Source organism: Chryseobacterium sp. GM_Chr_2 (assembly GCF_026540445.1).
Lineage (GTDB): Bacteria > Bacteroidota > Bacteroidia > Flavobacteriales > Weeksellaceae > Chryseobacterium.
This window is the reverse complement of record NZ_JALNUD010000010.1, coordinates 26,337-51,699: the sequence shown is the minus strand read 5'-3', so window position 1 is coordinate 51,699 and position 25,363 is coordinate 26,337. Positions and strand designations below refer to the sequence as shown.

The window sequence follows — 25,363 nt, the reverse complement described above, 5'->3', positions numbered from 1 at the left end:
GGATGATTGATGCAAAAATAGTAAGTGTTTCTTATTTCAAACAGGCCTTCTCATTTGTTCAGCAGTTGTATTATTCAGACGGAGAGGGTAATTTGAGAAAAGTTACCAATCCAAAATTCTACGTTGATATTGATTACAAACTCAATGATACATCAACCTCAAAAGATTTTGTTATGAAAGAACCACTTGATAAATCCTCAGACTTGTACAAAGAGCTAAGTCCGAAAATGCAGAAACAAGGAATTTATTTGGTAGTCAAAAAAACCAATGAGGAAAATGTGAAATCACAGAAAATTGTACGAATAAAATTTGAGGAAGAATGAAAAAGACTGCTGCAATATCAACAATTATTTTCTTCTTGTTTTCCTGCTCCAAAAGAACAACAATTCAACAGGTAGATTATGATTTAAAGGGAATGCTTGAAAACAAAGTAGAGGTTCAGAATCTTGATATCAAAAAAATCTCTCCTTTTTCTGAAAACGGTCAGGAATTAGACAGCGTTTATTTTGATTGTGACCTTTTGTTTACTAATGATTTGTTTTCAGACGATTTCAAATTTGATAAAGGGATGAACTTATCTACTCACAATAATGTATTTATTTATGATAAATCGGATAAAATTATAGGTTTGAAATTTGGAAAGACACTAGCTAAATAATTTAAAAATATGTTAATTTTCTATGATTTAGTATATGAATAATACTTGTTCTAAAATTTTGAGTATCGCTATTTTTTAAGTTACATTTGTTTATTCAAATGTAATTTTTTGTTTATACGAGTAAATATTTTAAGTGTTTCATAATGAATGTTTTGAAATTTATGTTTGAAGAGTAAATTTATTATGAAGCTGAAATTACAAACTATAAAATGAAAAAACACGACTATAAGAATTTAGTAGCATATTAAAATAAAATTTGATTAGATTTAATGAAGACTGACAAAATAAAATTATCCCAATTAGAAAGCTTCTTGATGAAAGCAGCTGATATATTAAGAGGTAAAATGGATGCCTCAGAATACAAAGAGTTCATCTTTGGTATGCTGTTTCTTAAAAGAATGTCAGATGTATTCGATCAAAAAAAAGAGTATTTGAGAAAGAATGATTACAAGCATTTAGATATAGATACTTTAAATGAAATTCTTGAAGATAAATTAACTTATGGTGATACTTTCTTTGTACCACCAAGATCTAGATGGAATCAGGGCTTTATAGATGAAAATGAGGTAGAACAACCACCTATAAAACACCTTCAAAATAACATTGGGCAAATGCTTAACAAAGCATTAGATGCCATTGAAGAAGCGAATCCTGATACACTTTCAGGAATTTTTAAAGGTCGTATTAACTTTAATAAAGAAGTAGATGGAAAGCAAATTGTTAAAAATGCTGACCTAAAAAAAATGATTGACCACTTTAACGAGTTTCCAGAACTGGTTAATGAAAATTTTGAGTTCCCTGATTTATTAGGTGCAGCTTACGAATATTTACTAAAACACTTCGCTGACGAAAGTGGTAAAAAAGGCGGTCAATTTTACACACCTAACCAAGTCGTTCGTTTATTGGTTCAATTGATGAAACCCGAAGCAGGTATGTCTATATATGATCCTACTGTTGGGTCAGGTGGTATGTTGATTCAAGCGCACCAATACATTGAAGAGCAAGGACAAAATGCAGATGATTTAGAACTTTTTGGTCAAGAAAACGACCCTACTGTTGTCGCTATTTGTAAAATGAACATCATTCTTCATAACATCACAAAATATACGATTGAATACGGAGATACTTTAGATGAGCCTTTAAATGAGAAAGATGGTCAGCTGATTCAGTTTGACAGAGTAATTGCCAATCCTCCGTTCTCTCAAAATTATAACAAAGCTACAATGCAATACCAATCACGGTTTAGTTATGGCTTTGCTCCTGAAACAGGCAAGAAAGGCGATTTAATGTTTGTACAGCATATGTTAGCAAGCTGTAAACGTAATGGTAAAGTGGTTGTTGTGATGCCTCACGGTGTATTATTTAGAGGAGGTAAAGAAAAAGAAATCCGTGAGAATATGCTCAAAGCAGATGTGTTGGAAGGGATTATCAGTTTACCTCCTCAACTTTTCTATGGTACAGGAATACCTGCTTGTATTATGGTTTTCAATAAAAACAAACCTGATACTCTTAAAAATAAGGTCTTTATTGTAAATGCCGACAAAGACTATGCAGAAGGTAAAAAACAAAATACGCTAAGACCCGAAGATGTAGAGAAAATTGATTTTGTATTTACCAATAAAATTGAAGAAGCCTATTACTCTAAATTAGTAGATTTAGAAACCATTGAAAAAAATGATTTTACCTTAAACATTCGTAAGTATGTGGATAATACACCTCTTCCCGAACCTGAAGATGTAAAAGCTCATTTAATTGGTGGAATTCCTACAAGTGAAATAGAGAAAGTACAACACTCTTTAGCTCCAAAATTTGAATTTAATGGGTATCAATTGTTTAAAGATAAAAATGCTCTATACAAAGATTTTGCAATCAGTGAGAAATCTGAAATCAAACAAATTGTTGAAGATGATAAAAACGTAATCGAGACGCTTACAGAATTAGGGATTCACTTAGCGGATTGGTGGCAATTAGCCAAAGAAGATTTTTCTACTCTTGCTCCTAATGGTAATGGCTCAAGAGCCAATTTGCCAGCAGTAAGAGCAGAGTTATTAAACACCATTAAAGAAAAGTTTGTACCAGTTGGCATATTGGATAAGTTTCAAGTGGCTGGCGTATTTGTTAATTGGTGGGATAATATCAAGTATGATCTAAAAACCATTATGCAAAATGGCTGGGATGCTGGGCTTATTCCCGATGAGTACTTGATTGAAGAATTTTTTAAAACAGAAAAAGCTGAACTTGAGCAAATAGAAATTGAACAAGCTGATTTTGAATCACAATTAGAAGAAGCGGTGGAAGAAGCATTGAATTTGGTAGAATATGAAGCAGACGAAGAAGAAGGCGAAGTAAAACAAACGCCAAAGTTAGCGAAAGATGAATTGGCAAAGATGATTGAGTTTTATGTAGAAGAAAAAAGACAAAGTGATAAAGCCAAGCCTTACCAAGAACAAGAAACAAAAATTAAAGACCTTGAAAAGTTTATCAAAGATTGTAAAGCATTATTAAAAGAAAAACAAGTTCAATTAGCATTAAAAATTGAGTTAAAAAGATTTGGTAGTGAAGAGTTGAAAGCAGAAAGCAACGCTTTGCTAGTAGCCACCCAAAAAGAAATCACCAACCTTAATGCAACTATTTACAAATTAATCGCTACTTTCAAAGCTGATTTAAAAGATAGTGCAGATTTCGATAAAATTAAAAAATCGGTTGCAGCATTAGAAAAAACCTTAAAAGGGAACTATGATGATAAAGCGATGGTAAAATTGGCATCGGTTTTAGAAGCCAAAAAACAGTTTTCTGAAATTACCAAAACCTATAATGTCAGAGTGAAAGACAGTGAAATTCTAAAAAATAAACTCAATAGTTTAGATACTCTTTTGGAAGAAATTGGCGGAATGATAACTACTGAAGAAAGTCAAAAACTAATTCTTAAAAAGCATTTTGACATTATCAACGACCAACTGCAACGCTATTTAAATGCTGAAAAAAGAACATTGGTAAATGCCTTTGAAAATCTCTTTGATAAATACTACACCTCTGCCCAAACCATTGAGCAAAAAAGAGAAAGCACTATGGCAGAACTCAATAATTTTCTTACCAAATTAAACTATCTTAATTAATATGGAAGAAAAGCAAACACATATTCCTGAGGGATGGTCTGAAGACAGCTTGGGTAACATATTAAATTATGAGCAGCCTTATAAATACACTGTTGATACAACTGAGTATAATGATAAGTCTGGTATTCCAGTACTAACCGCAGGCAAGTCCTTTTTACTTGGTTATACCACCGAAGTGCATAATGTTTATAAAAATACGCCTGTTATAATCTTTGATGATTTTACAACGGATAGCAAATTTGTTGATTTTCCTTTCAAGGTAAAGTCTTCGGCAATGAAATTTTTGAAACCAAAAAATCCTGAATCTTTAGACATTAAAGTAATTTTTGGTCACATTCAAAACTTAAAAATTAGAGAAACAGGAGGCGACCATAAAAGAAGATGGATTTCGGAGTTTAGTAAATTAAAGGTTCCACTACCACCTTTTCCCGAACAAACCCAAATAGCCACCATACTTTCAAAATTAGGTAAAGCCATTACCCATACCGAGCAACTCATAGCTAAATATACTCGCATCAAAACGGGCTTAATGCAAGATTTACTCACTAAAGGGATTGACGGAAACGGCAATATCCGTAATGAAGAAACCCACGAATTTAAAGACAGTCCATTGGGCAGGATTCCGAAAGAGTGGGAATGTTGTAAAATGGGACTGTACGTAGAAACTAATCTTTACGGTCCAAGATTTAGTGCTAACAACTATTCTGAAAATGGGAATGTTAAAACAATAAGAGGTACAGATTTTTCAAAGAGTGGTGATATATTGTATGATCAAGCACCTATTGCAAAGTTACCACCAGCTATGATTAAAAACCACAGACTTTTTAATGATGATATTGTAATTGTTACAACCGCAGACTGTGGTTTAACAGCAGTTTTTAAACAACCCGAAAATGACCTTGTTTTCATACCAAGTGCATACTCTGTAAAATTTCGTTTTAAAAAAGAAGTATATCCATATTATCTAAAACTATTCATGACTACAACTTTCGCAGCATCGCAAGTTTATAAATTTGTAAGGCAAGGTACATTAGGTAATCTACCAAGTTCTGATATCTTAGACTTCGATTTTGTATTACCTGATTATAAGGAACAACATAGAATAGTAAATACCATCGAAAAACAAGAAGACCTTATTGTTTGCGAAAAGAATAAACTATTAAAACTCCAATCTCTCAAAACAGGCTTAATGCAAGATTTATTAAGCGGTAAAGTAAGAGTAAACACCTCATTAAAGAAACAGCAAACGTATGATACTAAGCAACGACAATAAATATAGAGGCAATTTAGGTTCAACCCTAAAATTAGACGAATACAGCCACGTAGAAAAGCCTTTTTTAGAACAATTGGCGGGTTTAGGTTGGGAGGTGCTGGAATTACAAATGCAACAACAACCATGGCAAAGTTTTAGAACGTCTTTTTCCGAAGTGGTTTTAAAACTCAAATTAAGGGAAGCATTGGTTAAGATAAACCCTTTCCTCACAGATGCTCAAGTTGATGAATTGGAGCGTAAAATCACTACATTTCAAAAAAGTAGCCTGTTAGAAAACAACCAACAAGTATTGCATTACTTGTTAGAGAACACCACAGTTTCAAAAAACGAACAAACTGGAGAGTTAAGCCCAACAGTACGTTTTATTGATTTTGAAAACATAGAAAATAATAGCTTTACTGCTATTTCTCAATTTAAAGTAGTGGTAACAGGTACAGACCATCATATCATTCCTGATATGGTTTTGTTTGTAAATGGATTGCCTTTGGTAGTTGTTGAAGCCAAATCTTCCAAAGTAAAAGAACCTATCCCGGAAGCCATAGATCAATTGATGCGTTACTCGGAACAAAGAGGCGATACAGGTGAAGGAAACAAAGAGTTATTTTATTATAATCAGATTTTAGTGACTACTTGCCGTACAGAAGCAAAGTTTGGAACAATCACTACACAAATAGAAAAACACTTTTACAGATGGACGGATCCATATCCTAAAACACTTAATGACTTAGCTCACGGTCAATCATCACCAAACGACCAACAACGCTTGATTGCAGGTATGTTAGACCATCGCAACTTATTAGATATTATTAGAGTTTTTACAGTGTTTAAAACAGATGATAAGGGTCGAAAAATAAAAGTAGTAGGTAGATACCAGCAATTCAGAGCCGTAAAAATAGCAACTCAAAGATTAATTGAAGGTAAAAACCCAATAGAAAGAGGAGGTATTATTTGGCACACACAAGGTTCCGGTAAATCATTGACTATGATGTTTATGGTTCGTGAAATGAAGCTAAGACCTGAATTAATGTCTTGGAAAATTATTTTTGTAACAGATAGAACCCAATTAGAAGAACAATTATCTGAAACAGGGCAAAGTATTGGTTTTACAATAAAGTCTGCCAATTTCATCAATCCTAAAAATCCAGCCAATGGTCAAAGTTTAAAAGAGTTACTAAGCAATGATAATTCTGATTTGGTAATGGCTATGATTCATAAGTTCCAAGAAAACGGAGATTTAACGGGTTTAGAGATATTCCCAGAATTGAACAAGGGTAGCAACATCTTAGTAATGACAGATGAAGCTCACAGGTCGCAGTATTCGCTTTTGGCAGCCAATTTAGACCGTGCAATGCCAAACGCTACTTCCATCGGTTTCACGGGTACTCCAACAGGTAAAACCGAAAAAAAATATAAAGACTACATTGATAAATATACTATGCGTCAAGCAATAGATGATGGTGTTACTTTAGAGATAGTATATGAAGGTTTCACACATAATGCAGAGATAGAAGACCAAGAAGGAATGGATGATAAATTTGCTGATGTTTTTAGCGATTATCAACTAACAGAGCGTTTACAGATTTTAGGTTATGGCTCTCGTGATGCATATTTAGACAATATGAATACCATTAAAGAGAAAGCTAAAAGTATGGTCAATCATTATGTAGAACACATTTTTTCAGGCGGTTTTAAAGCTCAAGTTGTTGCAAATTCTCGTATTGCAGCAGTAAGATATAAAGCAGCCATTGATGAAGCATTAAAAACTAAAATAGCCGAATTAATGGTTGATAATCCTATGTTAGTTAATCTTGAAATATTGCAAACTTTAGAAACAGCAGTAGTAATATCAGGTAGTCATAATGATGAATTAGAAATCAAAGCATATATAAATGGTGATTATCATAAAAAAAGTATAAAGCGTTTCAAATTGCCTTATGGTAAAACAGACGAAGAAGATACAAGTATAAACGGGAATGTAGGTATAGTAATCGTAAACAATATGCTACTTACAGGTTTTGATGCACCTATTGAGCAGGTAATATATTTAGATCGGGTAATTGTAGCTCATAATCTATTACAAACTATTGCACGAGTAAATCGAGTTGGTCCAGAAGGTAAAGACAAGGGTTTTGTAGTAGATTATGTAGGTGTTGGACACCACTTAAAAAGAGCTTTGGATACATATGCAGAAAAAGAATTGGAGGAGATTATAGATTGTATTTCAGATGATGACGCAGAACTTAACGAATTAATCAAAGCACACCAAGATATTTGGAACTTCTTAAAAGTGTATGGTTTAGAAAATTTGTCAGATTCAGATGCTTTCTTTGATGTGTTTTATGATGAAGATATTAGATTTGAATACATCAAACTTTACAACATACTTACAAGCTGTTTTAATACGGTTTTACCTCGTAAAGAGGCCTTAGAGTTTTTTAATGATTGGAAAGCATTTACAGAAATTAATGCTTTGGCAAACAAACATTTTAGGGATGGCAGATTCAGTATGAAAGGTATACCACCCAAACTAAGAGCCATAGCAGATGAATATTTAATTTCTAAAGGGATAGAGCAACAAGTTGCTCCTATTTCTATTATAGCAGATGATTTTTTCAGCAAAGTTGTTACCAACAAGAAACGTGAAAAAACAAAAGCCGCAGAAGTAGAACACGCTATTAGACACTTTATTAATTTAAACATAGATGAAGACCCTGAACTATTTGCCTCTTTTGCAAAAGCATTAGAAGAAATTTTGCAAAACTTCAAAGGTAACTGGAAAGTAATTTATGAAGAATTAGAAAAATTAAGGGAGAAGATAAGAAATAGAGAAAAAGAAGAAACTTATGGTTTAGACCGTAAAAAACAAATGCCTTTTTTTCGAATTTTTAAAGCAGAATTGTTTGATAATAGAGATTTATCGGAAGATGAAATTGCTCGAAACGTAAATCTAACACAACACATTTTTAATTTAGTAACAACTGAAATAAAGCTAACAGGTTTTTGGGACAGTACACCTGCTCAATTAAAACTAAAAGCTGAATTACAAAAAATGATATTATCTCCGGAGTTCAAAGATTTACCGAACATCATTACAAAAAGAAATGAAATCATTTCAAGAATAATGGAATTAGCCAAAACAAATCATTTTAAAATAATCAATGACTAATGCTTTTTGAGTATCAAATAAAATATTCCAATCGTAAAACCCTAAACATTTCTGTTGAAAGGGATAGAAGTATTATTGTTCGTGCTCCACATTATCTTACAGCTGAAAAAATTGATAAAATAGTTCAATCAAAAAGACAATGGATTAAGGAAAAGCTAAACCACACACAGAAATATCCTTTAATAGCGGAAAGCAAAGAGTTTGTATCAGGTGAAACCTTAATGTACTTAGGGAAAAACTATCAGTTACTTATAGTAGATGAAGAAATTGAAGGAATAGAATTTGACCAAAGATTTAAAATATCAAAATCAAACCAACCAAAGGCAAACGAACTTTTTAAAAAATGGTATTTAAGTCAAGCATTAAAAAAAATGGAGCCATTAGCTACGAAATATGCAAAAAGTTTAGGAGTTGAATATAATCAATTCAAAACTTCTGATATGAAATACAGATGGGGTTCTTGCACACCCACAAACAATATCATTTTCAATTGGCGTATCATTAAAGCTCCAATGTATGTATTAGAGTACTTAGTAGCCCACGAATTAGTACATCTTATGGAAGGTAATCATACACCTCGCTTTTGGAATATCTTATCAATACAGGTACCTAATTATGAAAAAGCAAAAAACTGGTTAAAGAAAAATGGGCAATTATTAGAAGTAGATTTTTAGATATCTAGAAATCTTTACAAATTTATTGTATCAAATGTTTCCGAAAATGGGACGTTTTCAAAATGTTTCTGATTATTTAAGAAGATATTTTTTAAGTTGAACTTCAGAATAGAAGAAATAAATATTTTAGAAATCAAAAAATATTTTGGAAATTCGCTTTATACAAGATCGTGTAAGGGAGATTTCGGAAAATCGGAAGAATTTCGTAAAGATTCAAAACAAAAAAAACTCTGATACTTGTATTTATCAGAGTTTTTAAATTGTTGTTAAGTAGCCCGTAGGGGAATCGAACCCCTCTTACCAGAATGAAAATCTGAGGTCCTAACCGATAGACGAACGGGCCATCTATACAACCGTAACGAATTACGAGGTTAGTATTTTTTGTTTTTATAAGTTTCAACTCTTACTTTAAATACTCGGTTAGTAGTATTTAAATTGTAGCCCGTAGGGGAATCGAACCCCTCTTACCAGAATGAAAATCTGAGGTCCTAACCGATAGACGAACGGGCCAGCTATACTTATTAAGCTAGTTTGTTAACGTGCTTAGTTAATTTACTTTTTAAGTTAGCAGCTTTATTTTTGTGGATAATGTTTTTCTTAGCTAATTTATCCAATAAAGCGATAACTTTAGGCAACTGCTCAGTAGCAGCAGCTTTATTTTCTTCATTTCTTAACACTTTCAAAGCTGTTCTAGCTGTCTTGTGGTAATATCTGTTACGAAGTCTTCTTACTTCGTTTTGTCTGATTCTTTTTAATGCTGATTTATGATTTGCCATATCGTTCAAATGTGAGTGCAAAAGTATAAACTATTTTTGAAACTACCAAACTTTTCTTTAAAAATTTTTAATTTTCTTCAGATAAGTATTTTCTTAGTTTATCTATCGCCTGTTCTATTTTAAAATTTTCGTCTTCTCTTTCTATTTTCTTGATTGTGCTTTCCAGCATAATCATCGCATTGTTCCATTCTCCAGTTGTATTGGTGAAGGTAAGTTCGTCAATCGTTACTTCAAAAGCTACCCTTTCTCCCGTCCTATAAAGTCTGAAACTTATTTCATCATCTCTGCCTGATATCCCATCTTCATTGATTTTTAAATCGTAACTTTTGGGGTTAGAGTGGATTTTCTTAAAAAGCAATTTCGCTTCTTGTATTTTTAAATCCGGCATTGTATGAGTTTTTCGCTTTTGAAGAGATGAATCGAAAACTGTTTAAATAGCTTTTTCTTACAATTCATTTCCTTCTAAGCGGCTGCAAAGTTAGTAATTTTTTCTAATCAACAAAATCTTAAATATAATTTTTTTAACAATCATATTTAAATAACTGGAATACAATATAATTATTTTTTTTGAAAAAAGTGAAGTGAAATGAAAAATATGTATTTCAGAGGTTATAAAAGATATTTTAATGAAATGGTTCTATGACACCAAAAGCAGAGATTAAGTACGTATTTTGAAGTTGGCTATATTTCTTTTGAATGTTCTATTATTCAATTTTCATTCTGTTTTACCAATCATTAACCGTTTTAGATTTCTTGACGATTTCTGCAATTAAATTATTAAAGTGTTTATTAAGTGCATCATAAGAATCTTGTGCGTTAATTTCATTTTCCTTACCGTATATAGAGGCTTTTGATTTTTTGTCTTTATTCAATGTAAGGTAAACCCATTTAGCGGAGTAATCTGTTGTCATCCATCTTCTGCATTCAAATGTGGGACTATTAATACGCATTTTATTATCCTTAAATAATATGGATATGGTATAGGATTTGATTTTGCCCTGTGAGGAATTACATATTCTTCATATCCGTTAATGGTAATACTTTCTCCGTCTACTAAAGTCAGTACTTTCTTTGGATCTTTGTACATTGTATTTAATGCGTTTAACACATTTTTATAAATATTATTTTGCTTTGTGTTGGGAAAATCAACAACGGTATAATTATTTTTCCCTTCTGATAAAAATCCATTCGGGGTAAGAGTGAAGTATTGAGCAAAACTTAGAGGAGCAAGCAGAGTAAGGGCTATAATAGTAAAGAATTGTTTCATATTATCTGTTTTGTTTTAAAAAAAGATCTTTCGATCTGTAGATTTAGTAGTGCAAAAATAAAAAAAGATTTTTGGATAAAGAGTGTATCATAACTCTTTTAAAATGGCATAGAATTCCATTGATTTATAAAATAAAAAATCCCTGAACTTTATAAGTCAGGGATTGTATAGTAAATTTGGTAGCCTATAGGAGAATCGAACTCCTGTTGCAAGGATGAAAACCTTGAGTCCTGACCACTAGACGAATAGGCCAAATTTTGAGGTTGCAAAAGTAGTGATTAACTTTTTAACTTCAAAATTATTTTTTAGAGTTATTTATAAACTTTCTGAATGACAGTGTTTTTAATTCCTTTTGCCTCCAGCTCTTTCTGAGTTTTTACAGCATCTTCCAGCGTGTACATCTTTCCGTAAGTATAATAGAAGACACCGCTTTCTTTATTTCTTTCTACATCTTTCAGGGTTTGAATGATGAATGAATTACCATTCAGTTTTTCTCCCACATAGACTTCTATCGTATAATATCCAGAATTCAGTCTTTGATTTGGCATAAATCCTACTGCGTATGCATTCTTAAACCCGGCATCTTTAGCTGTTTTAATGTTAATATCTTTTACCGAAGCCATATTCGTTACTCCGTAATAATATTTATACAAACCATTTTCTTTGATAGGAAGAATGTAGTTCAATCCTTTCAACGCAGGATCTCCATCATTATATTTTGTAGGAGCACTCATTAATAAAATTCTGAAATCATTTTTAAGAGCAACTTCTGCAGGTTTTACAGGTTCAGGTTTTTGTGCTGCAATTGAAGAACCTCCTGATTTTCTGTCGATGGCTTTTTTATAATCAATAATCGCCTGAAAAATACTTTGTGAAATTTCTTCCTGACCTTTTTCTGAAGCTAAATAATGGCTTTCTTCCGGATGATTGATAAATCCTGTCTCAATAAGCACAGAAGGCATCGCATTCATACGAAGCACGTGAAGGTTTTTCTGGAAAACACCTCTTGAAAACCTTTTATCTTTATTCACAAAATTATCTTCTACCAATCCACCTAGCAATAAACTTGATTCCAGATATTTACTTTGCTGAAGCTTTAAGGCAATTAACGATTCTGGGGAGCTTGCGTCATAAGAACCAAACGTTTGTTTATCTTTTTCATCCAGAAAGATCACGTCATTTTCTCTTTTGGCAACTTCAAGGTTGGTATCATTTTGATCCGGCCCTTGAACATAAGTTTCGGTTCCGTAAGCGGTATTTCTCGTCGCAGAATTACAGTGAATAGACACGAAAAGATCTGCTTTACTTCTGTTGGCAAGGTTGGTTCTGTCTGATAATGAAGGGTATTCATCAATCTTTCTTGTATAGATTACCTTGAAATCTTTATTTTTTTCAAGCATTGCCCCAACTTTCAGGGTAATGGCAAGGGTTACATCTTTTTCTGCCACTCTTCCGATATCAGCGTAATTTCTGTTGGCTCCATGGTCACTACCCCCGTGTCCGGCGTCTAAAACCACCGTGAATTTTTTTTGAGCGAAAATAATTTGGGAGACCAGTATAAGAAGAAATGATAAAATTATTTTAAAATTTACTTTGTGCATCTTACAGTTTTAAAAATTATATTAATTTTGAGCCTTAATTATATACATATAAATATATACAAAAATTGGTCAAAACCGTCTTCAAAAATATATTACAAATTTTAATTATCCTAATTTTTAACAATTTTTTAGCACAGAAAACTCCTGAAAAATTACCTAAAAATGCGGTTAATGATACTATTTCCAAAAAGGATACCATAGTTGCAAAAAAGGAATCCTTAGATGATATTCTTCAGACAAAAGCTGATGATATACGCCGTGACGTGCCTAAAAAGATGATTTATCTGAACAAAAATGCGCAGGTAAAATATCAGGATATGCAGATCGACGCCGATTATATTTCAATTGATGAACAAAAAAATCTCATTTTTGCTCGCGGAAAACAAGATTCTTTAGGCAGAAAAATCATCGAGCCTGTAATTACCAATCAGGGAGGGAAAAAATACGAGACCGATCAGTTTAATTATAATTACAAAACCAAGCAGGCGATTGCTTACAATGCAAGAACGGAAGAAAGTGAAGGAGTAATTATCGCTGAAAAAACAAAAAAGTATAACGATTCTGTTTTCTTCATGAGACGAGGGAAGTATACGACCGACGAATATTTCCTGAAGAAAAAAGATACAGTTTCCGATTATTATCTTTTGGCTCCGCACATTAAATTGGTAAAAACGAAGAATAAGTCTCAAATTGTAACGGGACCGATCCAAATGTATATTGAAGATGTTCCGACACCTTTGATTATGCCATTTGCAATTCTTCCTTTTTCAGATAAAAGATCAGCGGGTATTTTGATTCCGAGTTTTGGGGAAAGAGAAGATGTGGGTTTCTTTTTAAATAGTATTGGTTATTACCAACCGATTGGTGAGCATTTTGATATTAAAGTGTTAGCCGATCTCTATACCAAAGGAAGCTGGAACTTCCGTCCGGAGATGAATTATGTGAAAAAATACCGTTACAATGGTAACTTTTCTGCAGATATCGGAACTACGGTAAGAGGTATTAAAGGGCTTGATGATTATACTAAAACAAGCACTTACAGAATTGCCTGGAGACATACTCAGGATACGAAGGCTAATCCGTTTCTTACTTTTTCAGCTTCGGTTGATATTGTAAGTAACAGATTCTATAATAATACGATTAACAACAATTATATTTTTAATCAGAACGTATTAAATACTCAGCAAAACTCAACGGTAACGGTTACCAAGAGATTTTTGAAATTGCCGGTTACTATTACGGGAACGGCTTCTTATTCTCAGAACTTTGCGACAGGAAATTCAGATTTGCGTTTGCCACAGATGAACGTTGCCATCAATCAGTTCTATTTATTTAAATCTAAAACAGGGGTGAGACAAGGTTTATTGGAAAATATTACAGTAAACACAGGGTTAAATTTATCCAACTATGTTTCTACCACAGAAGGGGAACTTTTCACTCCGGCCATGTGGGAAAAAATGCAGACGGGATTGAAGAATAATATTTCATTAGGAACCAATACAACAGTGGCGAAATATTTTACCTTCAGCTTAGGTGCTAATATTGATAATGCTTTAACGACAAAAACATTAACCAGAACTTACGATCCTATCATTAATAAAGAAGTAGACGTGGTGAATAAAAATATCGCAGGATATTCTATTTTCTCAACAACAGCGAGTTTGCAGACTACATTGTATGGGATGATGAAATTCAAAAAAGGAGGTGCAGTAGAAGCGGTGAGACACATGATGACGCCAAGTATCGGTTTTACCTATTCACCTGATTTCGGAGGTTCCGGTTTTGGATATTTTAAGAATTATTATAATGCGAACGGAGCTTTAACCACTTATTCAATTTTTGAAAAAGGAATTGTAGGTCAACCTACAAGTGGCATGGTTGGTGCATTAGGTATCAACGTGGGGAACAATGTTGAGATGAAAGTAAAATCTAAGAAAGATTCAACGGGAGTGAAAAAGGTAAAGATTTTCGAGTCATTAAACTTCTCGGCAAACTATAACTTTGCAGCGAAAGATCACCCTTGGTCGGTATTTTCAATCAACGGGCAGTCTTCTTTCTTTGAAAATAAATTGAGTGTAAACACGAGTTTAACATTAGATCCATATAAGATCATGTTCCTTCCGGGAGTAGATCAGGGAATCAGAACGGAGGATTTTGGACATTTCAGTGTTCAGGGTTTCAACGTTCAGTTGTCGTATCCTTTGAGTAGTGAAATTTTTGGTGAGAAAACAGATTACGCCAAAAAGTATTCGCAGAAAGGAGAGATTCGAAACGAAAACTATTATTTTGATGATGATAATTACGCACGCTTCGATCAGGCATGGACTTTGAATATTAATGCAAACTACGCCTACACCAGAAATGCAACCAGAAATGCTAATAAAATAGCATCCGTAGGTCTTGATGGAAGTATTAAATTAACTCCATATTGGAACATCAACGGAAGTACGCATTATGATATGGTGACCAAGCAATTGGCGTATACGAGAATTGGTTTTTCGAGAGATCAGCGAAGTTTTACGATTAACTTCAACTGGGTTCCTTTCGGGCAGTACAAAGTATATGACTTCTTTATCGGTATAAAAGCCAATATCTTAAGTGATGCATTGAAGTATAAAGACAGAAGTTTTACACAGCCAAATTCACCTTTCTAAGAAGGATTTGAGATTTAAAGATAGAAATAGAATATAAATTTTATATTTGCACCCAAAATAAATTCTAATGAAACAAATAATCAACACAGTTAACGCTCCTGCAGCTATCGGACCTTATTCACAAGCTAACCTTGCAAATGGTGTTTTGTACATCTCTGGTCAGATTCCTGTAGATCCTGCAACTGGAAAATTGGTAGAAGGTATTGAGAAAGAAACACATCAGGTAATGAAAAATCTTGAGGCTATCCTTACAGAAGCTGGGATGACTTTCAAAAATGTGGTGAAAGCTACGATCTTCCTTAAAAGTATGGATGATTTTGCGGTAATGAACGATATCTATGCGTCTTATTTAGATGCAGAAAGCTATCCGGCCCGTGAAACGGTACAAGTTTCTTGCTTGCCAAAAAATGTTGATATTGAAATTTCTATGATTGCACATCAGGATTAATGAACTTCTTCAGAAATACATTAGCGGTTATTGTAGGGCTTGGTATCGCCGGGCTTATTATTACTCTTGGTATAAGAGTTTTTCCGCAATGGGTTACTTTTGAAGCTTTTGCTCCGTTTGAGCATTGGCAAAGATTTCTTTACAGTATGAAAGACGACCAGGCGTTCTTCGGATTCCTGTTGTTTATTTCCGGCTTGGGAACTACCGTAGGAGGTGTGGTTACCGCTGTGATTGTAAAGTATGCCAAAGTTGCCTATGCTATTCTTATTGGTTTTATCATGCTCTTTATAGCGATGTTGGATGTTATTATTTTTCCGTATCATCCTACATTTTATAAGATTTCTATTTTCCTTACGTTTTTCCCGTTTTCGTGGATTGGAGGTAAGATTGTAGAAGTAATTTATGAACGAAATAAAAAGAAAAGAATTGCTGAAAAAATGAATAATAAATCTTAATTGATTTACATCTTAAAATAAAAGCGGGCTGCAAAATTATTTTGCAGCCCGCTTTCGTTGATATGAAATCTTTGTTTAGCTCTAATTGATTAAGGCATTTTAAACCCTCTCTGGTAACCTCTTCCGTAGTCATCCATATATTTGATCTGACCTGTTCCTGTGAATTTGCTTAATAAGCTTTCTACATCTTTTTGAGAATTTACCGGCTTGCCGTTAATTTCCGTAATAATATATCCATCTACAATACCTGCCTTAGCAATTTCACTACCTTCTACTACGTTTTTAGCAACAACACCGCTGGTTAAACCATAGTAAGCTTTCGTTCTGTCATCCAAACCTTGGAATTCAGCACCAATCTTTTCTGTTACCGTAAGATCTGCTTTTGTTCTGGTAGAAGTTCCACCTTGCTGATCTTTCAACGTTACTGTAGTTGTGTTTTCTTTTCCGTTTCTTAAATATACCAACTGTACTTTATCACCAGGACGTTTGCTTCCGATTGACATTGATAAATCTGCGAAATCTGTAATGTTGGTAGCATCAATTTTCGTGATGATATCTCCAACTTTCAATCCTGCATCTTCAGCACCACTCTTATCTCCGAATCCTGTAACATAAACCCCTGATCCAGCTTTAATATTTGTCTTTTTCTGCTTGTTATAAGCCGCCACCTGCATATCATCTGATAAGTCTAATGACTGTACTCCCAAGAAACCTCTCTGTACGATACCGAATTTCTTAATATCCTCAACAATTTTTCTTGCTAAGTTTGCCGGAACTGCAAATCCATATCCTTGGTAATAACCCGTTGTAGATTGAATTGCCGAGTTGATCCCGATAAGATCTCCATTTGTATTTACCAAAGCGCCTCCTGAGTTTCCAGGGTTAATAGCGGCATCGGTTTGAATAAAACTTTCAATAGGATTGGTTGCTTTACCTTGTCCTCCAAGAATTCCGATCCCTCTACCTTTTGCAGAAATAATACCTGCTGTTACCGTTGAGTTCAAACCAAGTGGGTTACCTACCGCTAATGCCCATTGTCCGACTTCAATATTATCTGAATTGGCAAAATTTAAATATGGTAATCCTTTTTCTTCGATTTTTAATAAAGAAATGTCCGTATTCGGGTCAGTTCCTATTAATGTTGCGATATATGATTTTTTATTGCTTAATACAACTTCCAATTTGCTAGCTCCCGCTACTACGTGATTATTTGAAATAATGTATCCGTCAGGCGAAATAATTACACCAGAACCCATTCCTGATGGCATATTGTCTGGAGTCTGTTGTTGCTGCTTTTGTCTTTGTTGACCTCTTCCGCCGCCGCCGAAAGGATCACCGAAGAAGAAATCGAATAAATCTTGTTCAGAAGCTCTTCCACCACCGGAAGTTGCTCTGTTTTGATAATTTTTAATCGTTACAACAGCCGGAACCGTTGTTTTAGCTGCTTTTACGAAATCATCACCGACAGCAGCGGTGTTCATCCCTGCAAAAGAGACATTAGATCCTTTTGTAAAATAAGATTGGTCTGCATTATTAGAACCGTGGCCAAAATATTGAATTGTTCCAACGGTAGTAGCTCCTGAGATAACTCCAACCACTGCAAATGGTAATAGTTTTTTTAAAGTACTCTTCATTGTTATATCTTCTTTGTTATTTATTAATTTTTTAAACTTTTCGTTTTAGTGTAAACAAATTTAATGCTAAATAGGTATGCGATTGGCACGTAATGTTTCAGTTTTAACTAAAATTTAACTAGAATAACATTATTTTATGTGTTATGTCGTAATTATAAAGCTCTATTAACAAAACTTAAAATTATATTAAATGACAATCTGACATAGTATAGATGCCAATATGGACATAAAAGTTAAATATAATCATTTTATTTAAGGCATGTTTAAATAAACAATTAACCCATCAGCGAAAAACTATAAACCAACAACCATCAATTATCAACCCATTTAAAAAATTCTTATCTTTGCAAAAATATTTTTCTCACTTAAAACGTTTATAGCATGCAACTGTATAACACCTTAAGCGCAGAAGAAAGAGCTCAACTTATTGATGAAGCTGGTAAGGAACGTCTTACACTGTCTTTCTATGCGTATGCCAAAATTGAAGATCCCAAAAAATTTCGCGACGATTTATTTATAGCCTGGAACGCCTTGGATGCGTTGGGTCGTATTTATGTTGCTCATGAAGGAATTAATGCTCAGATGAGTGTTCCTGCTGACAATTTTGAGGCTTTTCGCGATACGCTGGAAGTATATGACTTCATGAAAGGAATTCGTCTGAATGTAGCGGTAGAGCAAGACAATCATTCATTTTTAAAATTAACTATAAAAGTTAGACATAAAATCGTTGCCGATGGATTGAATGACGAAACTTTTGATGTTACCAATAAAGGAATTCACCTGAAAGCTCAGGAATTCAATGATATGTTGGATGATCCGAACACGATTGTCGTAGATTTCAGAAATCACTACGAAAGTGAAGTTGGTCATTTCGAAGGAGCGATTACTCCCGATGTTGAAAATTTTAGAGAAAGTTTGCCGATCATCAACGATCAATTACAGGATTTTAAAGAAGATAAAAACCTTTTGATGTATTGTACAGGCGGAATTCGTTGTGAAAAGGCGAGTGCTTACTTCAAACATCAGGGCTTTAAAAATGTTTATCAATTGGAAGGTGGAATTATTGAATATACTCGCCAGATCAAAGAAGAAAACATTGAAAGTAAATTTATCGGAAAAAATTTCGTATTCGATCATCGTTTAGGTGAAAGAATTACCGATGATATTATTTCGCAATGCCACCAGTGTGGAAAGCCTTGCGATAATCATACAAACTGTGCTAATGATGCCTGTCATCTTTTATTTATCCAATGTGATGAATGTAAAGCGGCGATGGAAAACACATGTTCGACAGAATGTCTTGAAACTATTCATTTGCCTTGGGAAGAGCAGGTTGCTAAAAGAAAAGGTCTTCAGGTTGGTAATAAAGTATTCAGAAAAGGAAAATCTGACGCTCTGAAATTTAAAAATTCAGGAGATCTTTCTACGTTAACTTTGGCTAAAGCAGCACCAGAAACAAAAGATATTCGTCAGAAAATCAAAGTAAAGAAAACGTTGATCGGAAAAGCAGAACATTATTATTCAAAATCAAAAATTGCTCAGTTTCTTATTGAAAGCAAAGAACTTTCTGTTGGAGATAAAGTTTTGATTTCAGGGCCAACAACGGGAGATCAGGAAGTAACGATTACTCAGATTTTCGTTAATGGAGATTTCAATGAAACAGCTCAAGCAGGAGATCAAATTACTTTTGAATTGCCATTCAGAGTTCGTTTGTCTGATAAATTATATAAAATTCTGGAAGCATAAAAACATATTTAAAAATGTTAAAAGCTGAACTTAGGAAAAAATATAAGCTTAAAAGAAAAGCCTTGTCGATTGATGAGGCTTTCTTGTTATCTGAAAAAATAGTTGAAAATTTTCTGAATTATTTCAAACCAAAAGAAAAGGAAAAAGTTCATGTATTTCTTCCAATTCTATCTAAAAAAGAAATAAATACTCAGATTTTAATTGATTATTTCTTTAAGCAAAATATTCGTGTTTTTGTCCCTAAAATTGTTGATGAGGAATTAATTGCTATTGAAATTTTTCCTAATACAGTTTTTGAAACCAGCGGTTGGGGAATTTCTGAACCAGTTTCTAATGAAGATTCTGGAGAAAATGATTTCGATTATGTGATTACTCCGCTTTTATATTGTGACAAAAAAGGGAATAGAGTAGGCTACGGAAAAGGTTTTTATGATGGTTTCTTTGAAAATATTTCTTCCAAGACAAAAAAAATCGGAGTTAATTATTTTAACCCCGATGAAAATATCGATGATGTCTGGGAAAATGATATTCCGCTAGACTATTTGGTAACGCCGACAGACGTTGTATCTTTTTTAGGCTTAGAATAAAAATTTAAAAAGTAAAATTTAAATTCTTTCTTAAATTTCACCGGCGCAGAAACTAACGTGTACTGAGCATTCTTTTCAAAAGAACCTAAGGATCGGTTTTTATCATCAAAATATTCCACATTAAATTTCGCTAAATCTAAGGTGTCTTTTTTATAATAATCTTTATACACCTCAAGATTATTAACTTTCGCGGTCTTCACTTTTAGACTGTCCAGCTCTTTAAAAAGTTTCTTAAAAGTTGTGCTGTCCGGCTTATGGAAGTAGCTTTTCATCTGTGAATAGATTACTGTATCTATTTCAGTATCACCATTTCCTGATAAGTAAAGCGTTGAGAGATCCAAAAGCTCCTGAACTTTCTGTTTTGTTATGAAATTTATCGCTTGTGCGCTATCCATTTGTACTGCAGGATAGCTACTTCTGTTGTTACTTGTTCTTAATTTGTCTAAATCGCTTACTTCTGCCGTCGTTTTTTTATTGCAGGCCGCTAAGCAAAATAACAGTATTGCAAACAGTAAAAAATTATTTATTCTTTTCATCAGTACTTGCAATTTTAAATTTAATAGATACTATTTTTCCTTTATCTTTTTTCATTTCAATTACGCTAAGGTTTTTCAAAGACGTAGTTGGTGTGGTTACTAAAGTAATATATTTTTGTTTATCGAGGGTCTCAATTCCAAAAGTTGCATTGTCATATACTTGATAGATCACCGCGTTATTACTAATCAGGTTTTCCAGCTGCTTTCTCTTTTGTTTTAGCATTTCAGGATTGCCTTTTGCATCTTTTACAGAGAAATAATTTACCGCCATTTTGTAATCATCTGGCTTTAATTCTATCATTTCTTCTTCAGGGGCATTTTCAAGATTACGGTTTACTTCCAGATTTTCATAGAAAGGAGCACTAATCTGCATTTTGATGTTTTTATCCTTGGTGGAATAGTAAAAACATTCTCCAGGCTTTATTTTATATAGAAGAGGAGATTCATTCTCTTTAATTACTTTTATTTCTAAAGTATTTATAATCGAGATGCTTCTGTCTGCGTCTGTGAAACAATATTTATAAGTTTTTGAGAAAATTTCATCTTTAAAACCTAAAAGTCCCGTAGTGATTATCAAAATTGAAGTTACAAATGCCCAAACATTCTTTTTAAAGAAATTCTTTTTAGTTTTTTCGTTCTGAGAAAATATTTGAGTTATTTCTTCTTTATTTTGATTAATTATTTGATTTTCAGTATTTGATTTTTGTAAATCAGGTATTTCTTGCTCTGGTAATTCTGTTTTTTTATGAATTATTTCAGAATTTGGCAATTCTTGAGAATTCGATACGATATTTTCTAATTGCTGAATTTCTTCTTCGTCAAATTCTTCACTTTCCTGTAGCAATTCTCCTGCAAAAAGATGTTGCTTTTTAAAATCATACCATGAGTCATAACCCGCATAAATACTCAATAAATTAAGCATGTCTATTCTGGGTAATTTCGTAACCGGAGAAGTTTTAAAGTAAGTGTAAAAAGACTTTTCGCTAATGTTTCCTTTAGCTTTTTTTCGAAGATCTTCCTGAAAATATATAATATCAATCCCCTTCCACTTTGAAATATCATCGTAGGAAGGAGTGTATTCTTTCAGATATTGAGCTTGAACATCCTTTTTTAACTGCTCAAAATGTAATAGATCTAAATCCGTCAATTTATTTTTTAATAATTAAATTATTGATTTTCAGTATTGTTTATTTGTAAAACTATTTTACAAAGTTATTACAATTATTTTTCCTAAACAAATTTTTTATCTGCTATACCTTTGTCTTGTTCAAATAACAGAACAGAGAAAAATTTTATAAAACAATATTAACAAAATTAAATTTAATTTATTATGAAAAAGTCATTATTCGTAGCTGCTATCGCTGCAATCTCTTTAGTTGCTTGTAAAAAAACTGAAGCTACTGCTACAGAAGGTGCTGCTGATTCAGCTACAACTGCTATCGATTCTACTGTTGCTGCTGTAGATTCTACTGCTACTGCTGCTGTAGATTCAGTAAAAGCTAACGCTGGTGCTGCTGTAGATTCAGTAAAAGCTGATGCATCTGCTGCTAAAACTGAAGTTAAAGAAGAAGCTAAGAAATAATTTAAGCTACGCTTTAAAAATAAAAGAACCGTTTCACTCAGTGAGACGGTTTTTTTATGTACAGTCATTGCGAATCGAAGACAAAGCAATAGCTTATAGAAGTAATTATCTATAAACTATCAACCAACAACTATCACCAATTATCCTTTCTTTTGTCTCAACGCTTCATAACAAGTAATCGCCACAGCATTGCTCAAATTCAAAGAATCGATACTTCCAACCATTGGAATTAAAGTATTCTTTCCTTTTCCTGTCCAGAATTCACTTAAACCTGAATGTTCTGTTCCAAATAAAACTGCTGACCTCTGCGTGAAATCTCTTTTATAAAGATCTTCCGCCGTTTCATCCATGATAGTTGTATAGATATTGAAATTGTTTTTATTTAAATATTCTACAACTTCTTCATTTTCTGCCTGAAAAACTTCCATTCCGAAAAGGCAACCTACGCTTGATCGAATAACATTCGGATTGTAAAAATCTGCTTTTGTATCAGTTACAATTAAAGCATCAACGCCAAAAGCCTCACAACTTCTTAAAATGGCACCCAAATTTCCCGGCTTTTCAACACCTTCTACAATAATTACGGTAGAATTATCCTTCGGGTTAAAATCTTTAAGAGAAGTTTCTTTTGTTTTGTAAACACCAATAATTCCTTCAGAACTTCCTCGGTACGCGATTTTTTCATACACTTTATCGCTTACCAAATGAATTTTTCCGTTGGACTGAGTTCCTTTAAATATATTTTCACAGATAAAATATTCTACAGGTTCGAAATCATACTTTAAAGCTCTTTCATTTTCCTGCTGACCTTCCACAACAAAAACGTTGGATTTTTTTCTAAATCTGTTGTCTGTAAGAAGTTTCGTGATGTTTTTTATCTTTTCGTTTTGAAAACTTTCTATTTGCATAGTGCAAAATTATGTAAAATTTATCGTTAAATAATGAAAATGAAAAACCTCAGAATCAATCCGAGGTTTATTTTAAAATTGTAGCTTGATGTACTCGGCTCTTTTTACTTTTTACCTTGTACCTGAAAAATTATTCTTCTGAGGATTCAATTGAGATTTGAGAAGTGTCGATCAAACTTTGTGGCAATTCTTTTTTATTTTTAATTCCTAAAGATTTTAATTTCTGTGTCTGAACAATCAAATTGTCATTTCCTGAAGATAATTGCTTGTAAGCATCATTATAAACGTTTTTAGCCTGATCGAGATTTCTTCCCACTTTTTCAAGATTATCGACAAAACCGACAAATTTATCGTACAATTTAGCTCCTCTCTCAGCAATTTCCATAGAATTTCTGTTTTGATATTCTCTTTTCCAAAGATCGGCAATCAGTTTTAATGAAGTAATTAAGTTACTTGGATTTAATAATAAAATTCTTCTGTCATAAGCATAATTCCAAAGATTTTGATCGGCTTGCATAGCCGCAATATAAGCAGGCTCGCTTGGAATAAACATCATCACAAAATCCAGAGATTTTCCGTAATCATCGTACGCTTTTTGGCTTAATTGATTAATGTGATTTTTGATAGAGTTTAAATGTTGATTCAATCTCATAAGATAAATATCTTGGTCGGTTTCATCCACCAATTCGATAAATGCAGTTAAAGAAACTTTGGAATCAATGATTACATTTCTTTCGTCAGGATATTTTATCACTGCATCCGGGCGCATTTTTTTACCTGAAAATTCAGAAAACAACGCTTTATTATCTTCATCGCGAAGTTCATGTTCAAGAAAATATTCTCTTCCTTTTACCAAGCCAGATTTTTCGAGGATGCTTTCCAAAATCATTTCGCCCCAATTTCCCTGTGTTTTACTTTCGCCTTTCAATGCGCGCGTTAGCTTTTTAGCATCTTCGGAAATTTGTTGGTTCAGTTCGGCTAATTCCTTTACTTTTTCGGCAAGAGAAAAACGTTCTTTATTTTCCTTTTCGTACGCTTCGTTCACACGGTTTTTCAAATCGGTAATTTTTTCCTGAAAAGGTTCAAGAATATTTTTAAGATTATTTTGATTAAGTGTAGTAAATTTTTCGGTTTTCTCTTCCAGAATTTTATTCGCCATATTTTCAAACTGAAGTCTGGCTTCCTGCTGCATTTTAATGATTTCTTCTTTTTGAGTATTCAGCGAGGTTTCAAGAATTTCATTTCTGGCAGATATTTTATTATATTCATTTTTTAGATCATCCAAAATGTCTGATTGTTGTACATAAAGTTCTTTATCTTTTGCATTATTTTGAAGCAATTCCTGAACTTTCAAGTTTGCATTTTCAAAATCGGCTGTATTTTTTATATGTAATTGATTCAGATTGTCATACGTGCTTCGTAAAACCATCGATGATTTTAAAGCAAAATACGAAACCAGAGCGCCCAAAACGCCGCCCGCCGCAAAACCAATTATTAAATAGGTGATCTCCATTTTTCAAAATTATGAAAAAAGCGTTGGGAATAAAATAGCTTTGTCTCGGATGTGAAATAAATGATGCTTATCTTTAGGACAAATTTCAGGAACATGAATGTTTTGTTAGTTGAAGATGATTCCAGAATCAGCAATTTTCTGGTGAAAGGTCTAAGCGAAATCGGTTATCATATTACGTTGGCAGAATCGGGTGAAAAAGCCCGTGAGATCATCGGTTTATATGAATTTGATATTATTCTGATGGATATTATGCTTCCCGGTCTGGACGGAATTCAATTAACCCAAATCATCAGATTCAAGAAAAATTATACGCCAATTTTGGTGATTAGCGCATTAAACAGTCCTGATGATAAAATTAAAATGCTTGATTTGGGTGCAGATGATTATTTGTCTAAACCTTTTCATTTTGAAGAATTAATTTCAAGAATAAAAGCGCTGACGAGAAGAAATAAATTAAGCTACGAAAAAGAATCTCAGTTGATCTCTTGCGGAAATCTGACGATTGATAAAGATCTTCATAAAGTAACACAAAACGGGAACGAAATAGAATTTTCTCCCACCGAGTATAAATTGTTGAATTTTCTTTTAGAGAATAAAAATAGAGTGCTGAGCAGAACGCAGATTCTTCATAATGTGTGGGGAATTAATTTTGATAATAACACCAATCTCGTGGATGTTTATATTTCTTACCTCCGAAATAAAATAGACGAAACCGAGAATAAAATTATTCATACAATAAAAGGAACCGGCTATCTGATCAAAGATTAAA

23 protein-coding genes and 3 tRNA genes are annotated in these 25,363 nt (G+C 33.1%); 13 read left to right on the top strand and 13 right to left on the bottom strand.

From position 1 onward, the window contains the following. Window positions 1–2 precede the first annotated feature (2 nt). From OXQ85_RS15165 to OXQ85_RS15140, 6 genes are all read left to right on the top strand, one after another. A complete protein-coding gene (locus tag OXQ85_RS15165) occupies window positions 3–323 on the top strand; it encodes a hypothetical protein (protein WP_267405527.1) in 321 nt (106 codons plus the stop codon). Continuing rightward, a complete protein-coding gene (locus OXQ85_RS15160) occupies window positions 320–658 on the top strand; it encodes a hypothetical protein (protein ID WP_267405526.1) in 339 nt (112 codons plus the stop codon). Before OXQ85_RS15165 ends, OXQ85_RS15160 begins: the two co-directional genes overlap by 4 nt. A 269-nt stretch (window positions 659–927) precedes the next feature. Then, a complete protein-coding gene (locus tag OXQ85_RS15155; protein ID WP_267405525.1) occupies window positions 928–3,774 on the top strand; it encodes an N-6 DNA methylase in 2,847 nt (948 codons plus the stop codon). 1 nt (window position 3,775) lies between these two features. Beyond that, window positions 3,776–5,047 (top strand): restriction endonuclease subunit S, encoded by a 1,272-nt coding sequence (locus tag OXQ85_RS15150; RefSeq protein ID WP_267405523.1) that lies wholly within the window; start codon window positions 3,776–3,778, stop codon window positions 5,045–5,047. Further along, window positions 5,025–8,213 carry an HsdR family type I site-specific deoxyribonuclease gene (locus tag OXQ85_RS15145; protein ID WP_267405521.1) on the top strand — a complete coding sequence of 1,063 codons (3,189 nt, stop codon included), beginning with the start codon at window positions 5,025–5,027 and terminating at the stop codon, window positions 8,211–8,213. Before OXQ85_RS15150 ends, OXQ85_RS15145 begins: the two co-directional genes overlap by 23 nt. Beyond that, on the top strand, window positions 8,213–8,887 hold the full coding sequence (locus tag OXQ85_RS15140; RefSeq protein ID WP_267405520.1) for a SprT family zinc-dependent metalloprotease: 675 nt from the start codon (window positions 8,213–8,215) through the stop codon (window positions 8,885–8,887). The genes OXQ85_RS15145 and OXQ85_RS15140 overlap by 1 nt, the downstream gene beginning before the upstream one ends. 271 nt (window positions 8,888–9,158) lie before the next feature. On the opposite strand, the gene OXQ85_RS15135 is transcribed toward OXQ85_RS15140, so the two are convergent. The 8 genes from OXQ85_RS15135 to OXQ85_RS15100 form a co-directional block, all read right to left on the bottom strand. Beyond that, window positions 9,159–9,230: transfer RNA gene (locus OXQ85_RS15135), tRNA-Glu, on the bottom strand. Window positions 9,231–9,325: 95 nt separating this feature from the next. Continuing rightward, window positions 9,326–9,397, bottom strand: a tRNA-Glu gene (locus OXQ85_RS15130). 11 nt (window positions 9,398–9,408) lie between these two features. Further along, window positions 9,409–9,663, bottom strand: a complete 255-nt coding sequence (gene rpsT, locus OXQ85_RS15125; protein WP_123945153.1) for a 30S ribosomal protein S20 — start codon at window positions 9,661–9,663, stop codon at window positions 9,409–9,411. Between the two features lie 67 nt (window positions 9,664–9,730). Then, window positions 9,731–10,051, bottom strand: coding sequence for a hypothetical protein (locus OXQ85_RS15120; RefSeq protein WP_267405517.1), 321 nt, complete (start codon window positions 10,049–10,051; stop codon window positions 9,731–9,733). A 337-nt stretch (window positions 10,052–10,388) separates the two neighbouring features. Continuing rightward, window positions 10,389–10,574: a hypothetical protein gene (locus OXQ85_RS15115; RefSeq protein WP_267405516.1), complete on the bottom strand. Its 186-nt coding sequence runs from the start codon at window positions 10,572–10,574 to the stop codon at window positions 10,389–10,391. Continuing rightward, on the bottom strand, window positions 10,571–10,930 hold the full coding sequence (locus OXQ85_RS15110) for a hypothetical protein (RefSeq protein WP_267405515.1): 360 nt from the start codon (window positions 10,928–10,930) through the stop codon (window positions 10,571–10,573). The genes OXQ85_RS15115 and OXQ85_RS15110 overlap by 4 nt, the downstream gene beginning before the upstream one ends. Before the next feature lie 177 nt (window positions 10,931–11,107). Next, a tRNA-Glu gene (locus OXQ85_RS15105) sits at window positions 11,108–11,182 on the bottom strand. A 59-nt stretch (window positions 11,183–11,241) separates the two neighbouring features. After that, complete coding sequence (locus tag OXQ85_RS15100) at window positions 11,242–12,531, bottom strand: N-acetylmuramoyl-L-alanine amidase (protein WP_267405514.1); 1,290 nt, start codon at window positions 12,529–12,531, stop codon at window positions 11,242–11,244. Window positions 12,532–12,596: 65 nt separating this feature from the next. Here OXQ85_RS15100 and OXQ85_RS15095 point away from each other — a divergent pair, with 65 nt between their 5' ends. The 3 genes from OXQ85_RS15095 to OXQ85_RS15085 all read left to right on the top strand — a co-directional run bounded on the left by OXQ85_RS15095 (window position 12,597) and on the right by OXQ85_RS15085 (window position 16,088). Beyond that, window positions 12,597–15,185, top strand: coding sequence for a putative LPS assembly protein LptD (locus tag OXQ85_RS15095; RefSeq protein ID WP_267405513.1), 2,589 nt, complete (start codon window positions 12,597–12,599; stop codon window positions 15,183–15,185). 67 nt (window positions 15,186–15,252) lie between these two features. Further along, window positions 15,253–15,633, top strand: a complete 381-nt coding sequence (locus OXQ85_RS15090; RefSeq protein WP_267405512.1) for a RidA family protein — start codon at window positions 15,253–15,255, stop codon at window positions 15,631–15,633. Next, window positions 15,633–16,088: a hypothetical protein gene (locus OXQ85_RS15085; protein WP_267405511.1), complete on the top strand. Its 456-nt coding sequence runs from the start codon at window positions 15,633–15,635 to the stop codon at window positions 16,086–16,088. The genes OXQ85_RS15090 and OXQ85_RS15085 overlap by 1 nt, the downstream gene beginning before the upstream one ends. A gap of 89 nt (window positions 16,089–16,177) precedes the next feature. On the opposite strand, the gene OXQ85_RS15080 is transcribed toward OXQ85_RS15085, so the two are convergent. Then, window positions 16,178–17,722 (bottom strand): trypsin-like peptidase domain-containing protein, encoded by a 1,545-nt coding sequence (locus OXQ85_RS15080; protein ID WP_267405510.1) that lies wholly within the window; start codon window positions 17,720–17,722, stop codon window positions 16,178–16,180. 381 nt (window positions 17,723–18,103) lie between these two features. On the opposite strand from OXQ85_RS15080, the gene OXQ85_RS15075 reads away from it, so the two are divergent. Both OXQ85_RS15075 and OXQ85_RS15070 read left to right on the top strand, forming a co-directional pair. After that, window positions 18,104–19,468, top strand: coding sequence for a rhodanese-related sulfurtransferase (locus tag OXQ85_RS15075; RefSeq protein ID WP_267405509.1), 1,365 nt, complete (start codon window positions 18,104–18,106; stop codon window positions 19,466–19,468). Window positions 19,469–19,482: 14 nt separating this feature from the next. Next, complete coding sequence (locus tag OXQ85_RS15070; RefSeq protein WP_267405508.1) at window positions 19,483–20,055, top strand: 5-formyltetrahydrofolate cyclo-ligase; 573 nt, start codon at window positions 19,483–19,485, stop codon at window positions 20,053–20,055. Here OXQ85_RS15070 and OXQ85_RS15065 read toward each other — a convergent pair. Both OXQ85_RS15065 and OXQ85_RS15060 read right to left on the bottom strand, forming a co-directional pair. Beyond that, entirely contained in the window at window positions 20,007–20,591 is a 585-nt protein-coding gene (locus tag OXQ85_RS15065; RefSeq protein WP_267405507.1) for a hypothetical protein, read from the bottom strand. The two genes, OXQ85_RS15070 and OXQ85_RS15065, sit on opposite strands and share 49 nt — an antisense overlap. After that, the gene (locus tag OXQ85_RS15060) at window positions 20,575–21,738 is read right to left on the bottom strand and encodes a hypothetical protein (protein WP_267405506.1); all 1,164 of its coding nucleotides are present in this window, start codon (window positions 21,736–21,738) and stop codon (window positions 20,575–20,577) included. Before OXQ85_RS15060 ends, OXQ85_RS15065 begins: the two co-directional genes overlap by 17 nt. Window positions 21,739–21,921: 183 nt before the next feature. On the opposite strand from OXQ85_RS15060, the gene OXQ85_RS15055 reads away from it, so the two are divergent. After that, a complete protein-coding gene (locus OXQ85_RS15055; RefSeq protein WP_267405505.1) occupies window positions 21,922–22,173 on the top strand; it encodes a hypothetical protein in 252 nt (83 codons plus the stop codon). 140 nt (window positions 22,174–22,313) lie between these two features. Here OXQ85_RS15055 and OXQ85_RS15050 read toward each other — a convergent pair whose 3' ends face one another. Next, window positions 22,314–23,081 carry an RNA methyltransferase gene (locus tag OXQ85_RS15050; protein ID WP_267405504.1) on the bottom strand — a complete coding sequence of 256 codons (768 nt, stop codon included), beginning with the start codon at window positions 23,079–23,081 and terminating at the stop codon, window positions 22,314–22,316. A gap of 130 nt (window positions 23,082–23,211) precedes the next feature. After that, window positions 23,212–24,594 carry a DNA recombination protein RmuC gene (rmuC, locus tag OXQ85_RS15045; protein ID WP_267405503.1) on the bottom strand — a complete coding sequence of 461 codons (1,383 nt, stop codon included), beginning with the start codon at window positions 24,592–24,594 and terminating at the stop codon, window positions 23,212–23,214. Window positions 24,595–24,687: 93 nt separating this feature from the next. Here rmuC and OXQ85_RS15040 point away from each other — a divergent pair, with 93 nt between their 5' ends. Then, entirely contained in the window at window positions 24,688–25,362 is a 675-nt protein-coding gene (locus tag OXQ85_RS15040; protein ID WP_267405502.1) for a response regulator transcription factor, read from the top strand. The last annotated feature ends 1 nt before the right edge of the window (window position 25,363 follow it).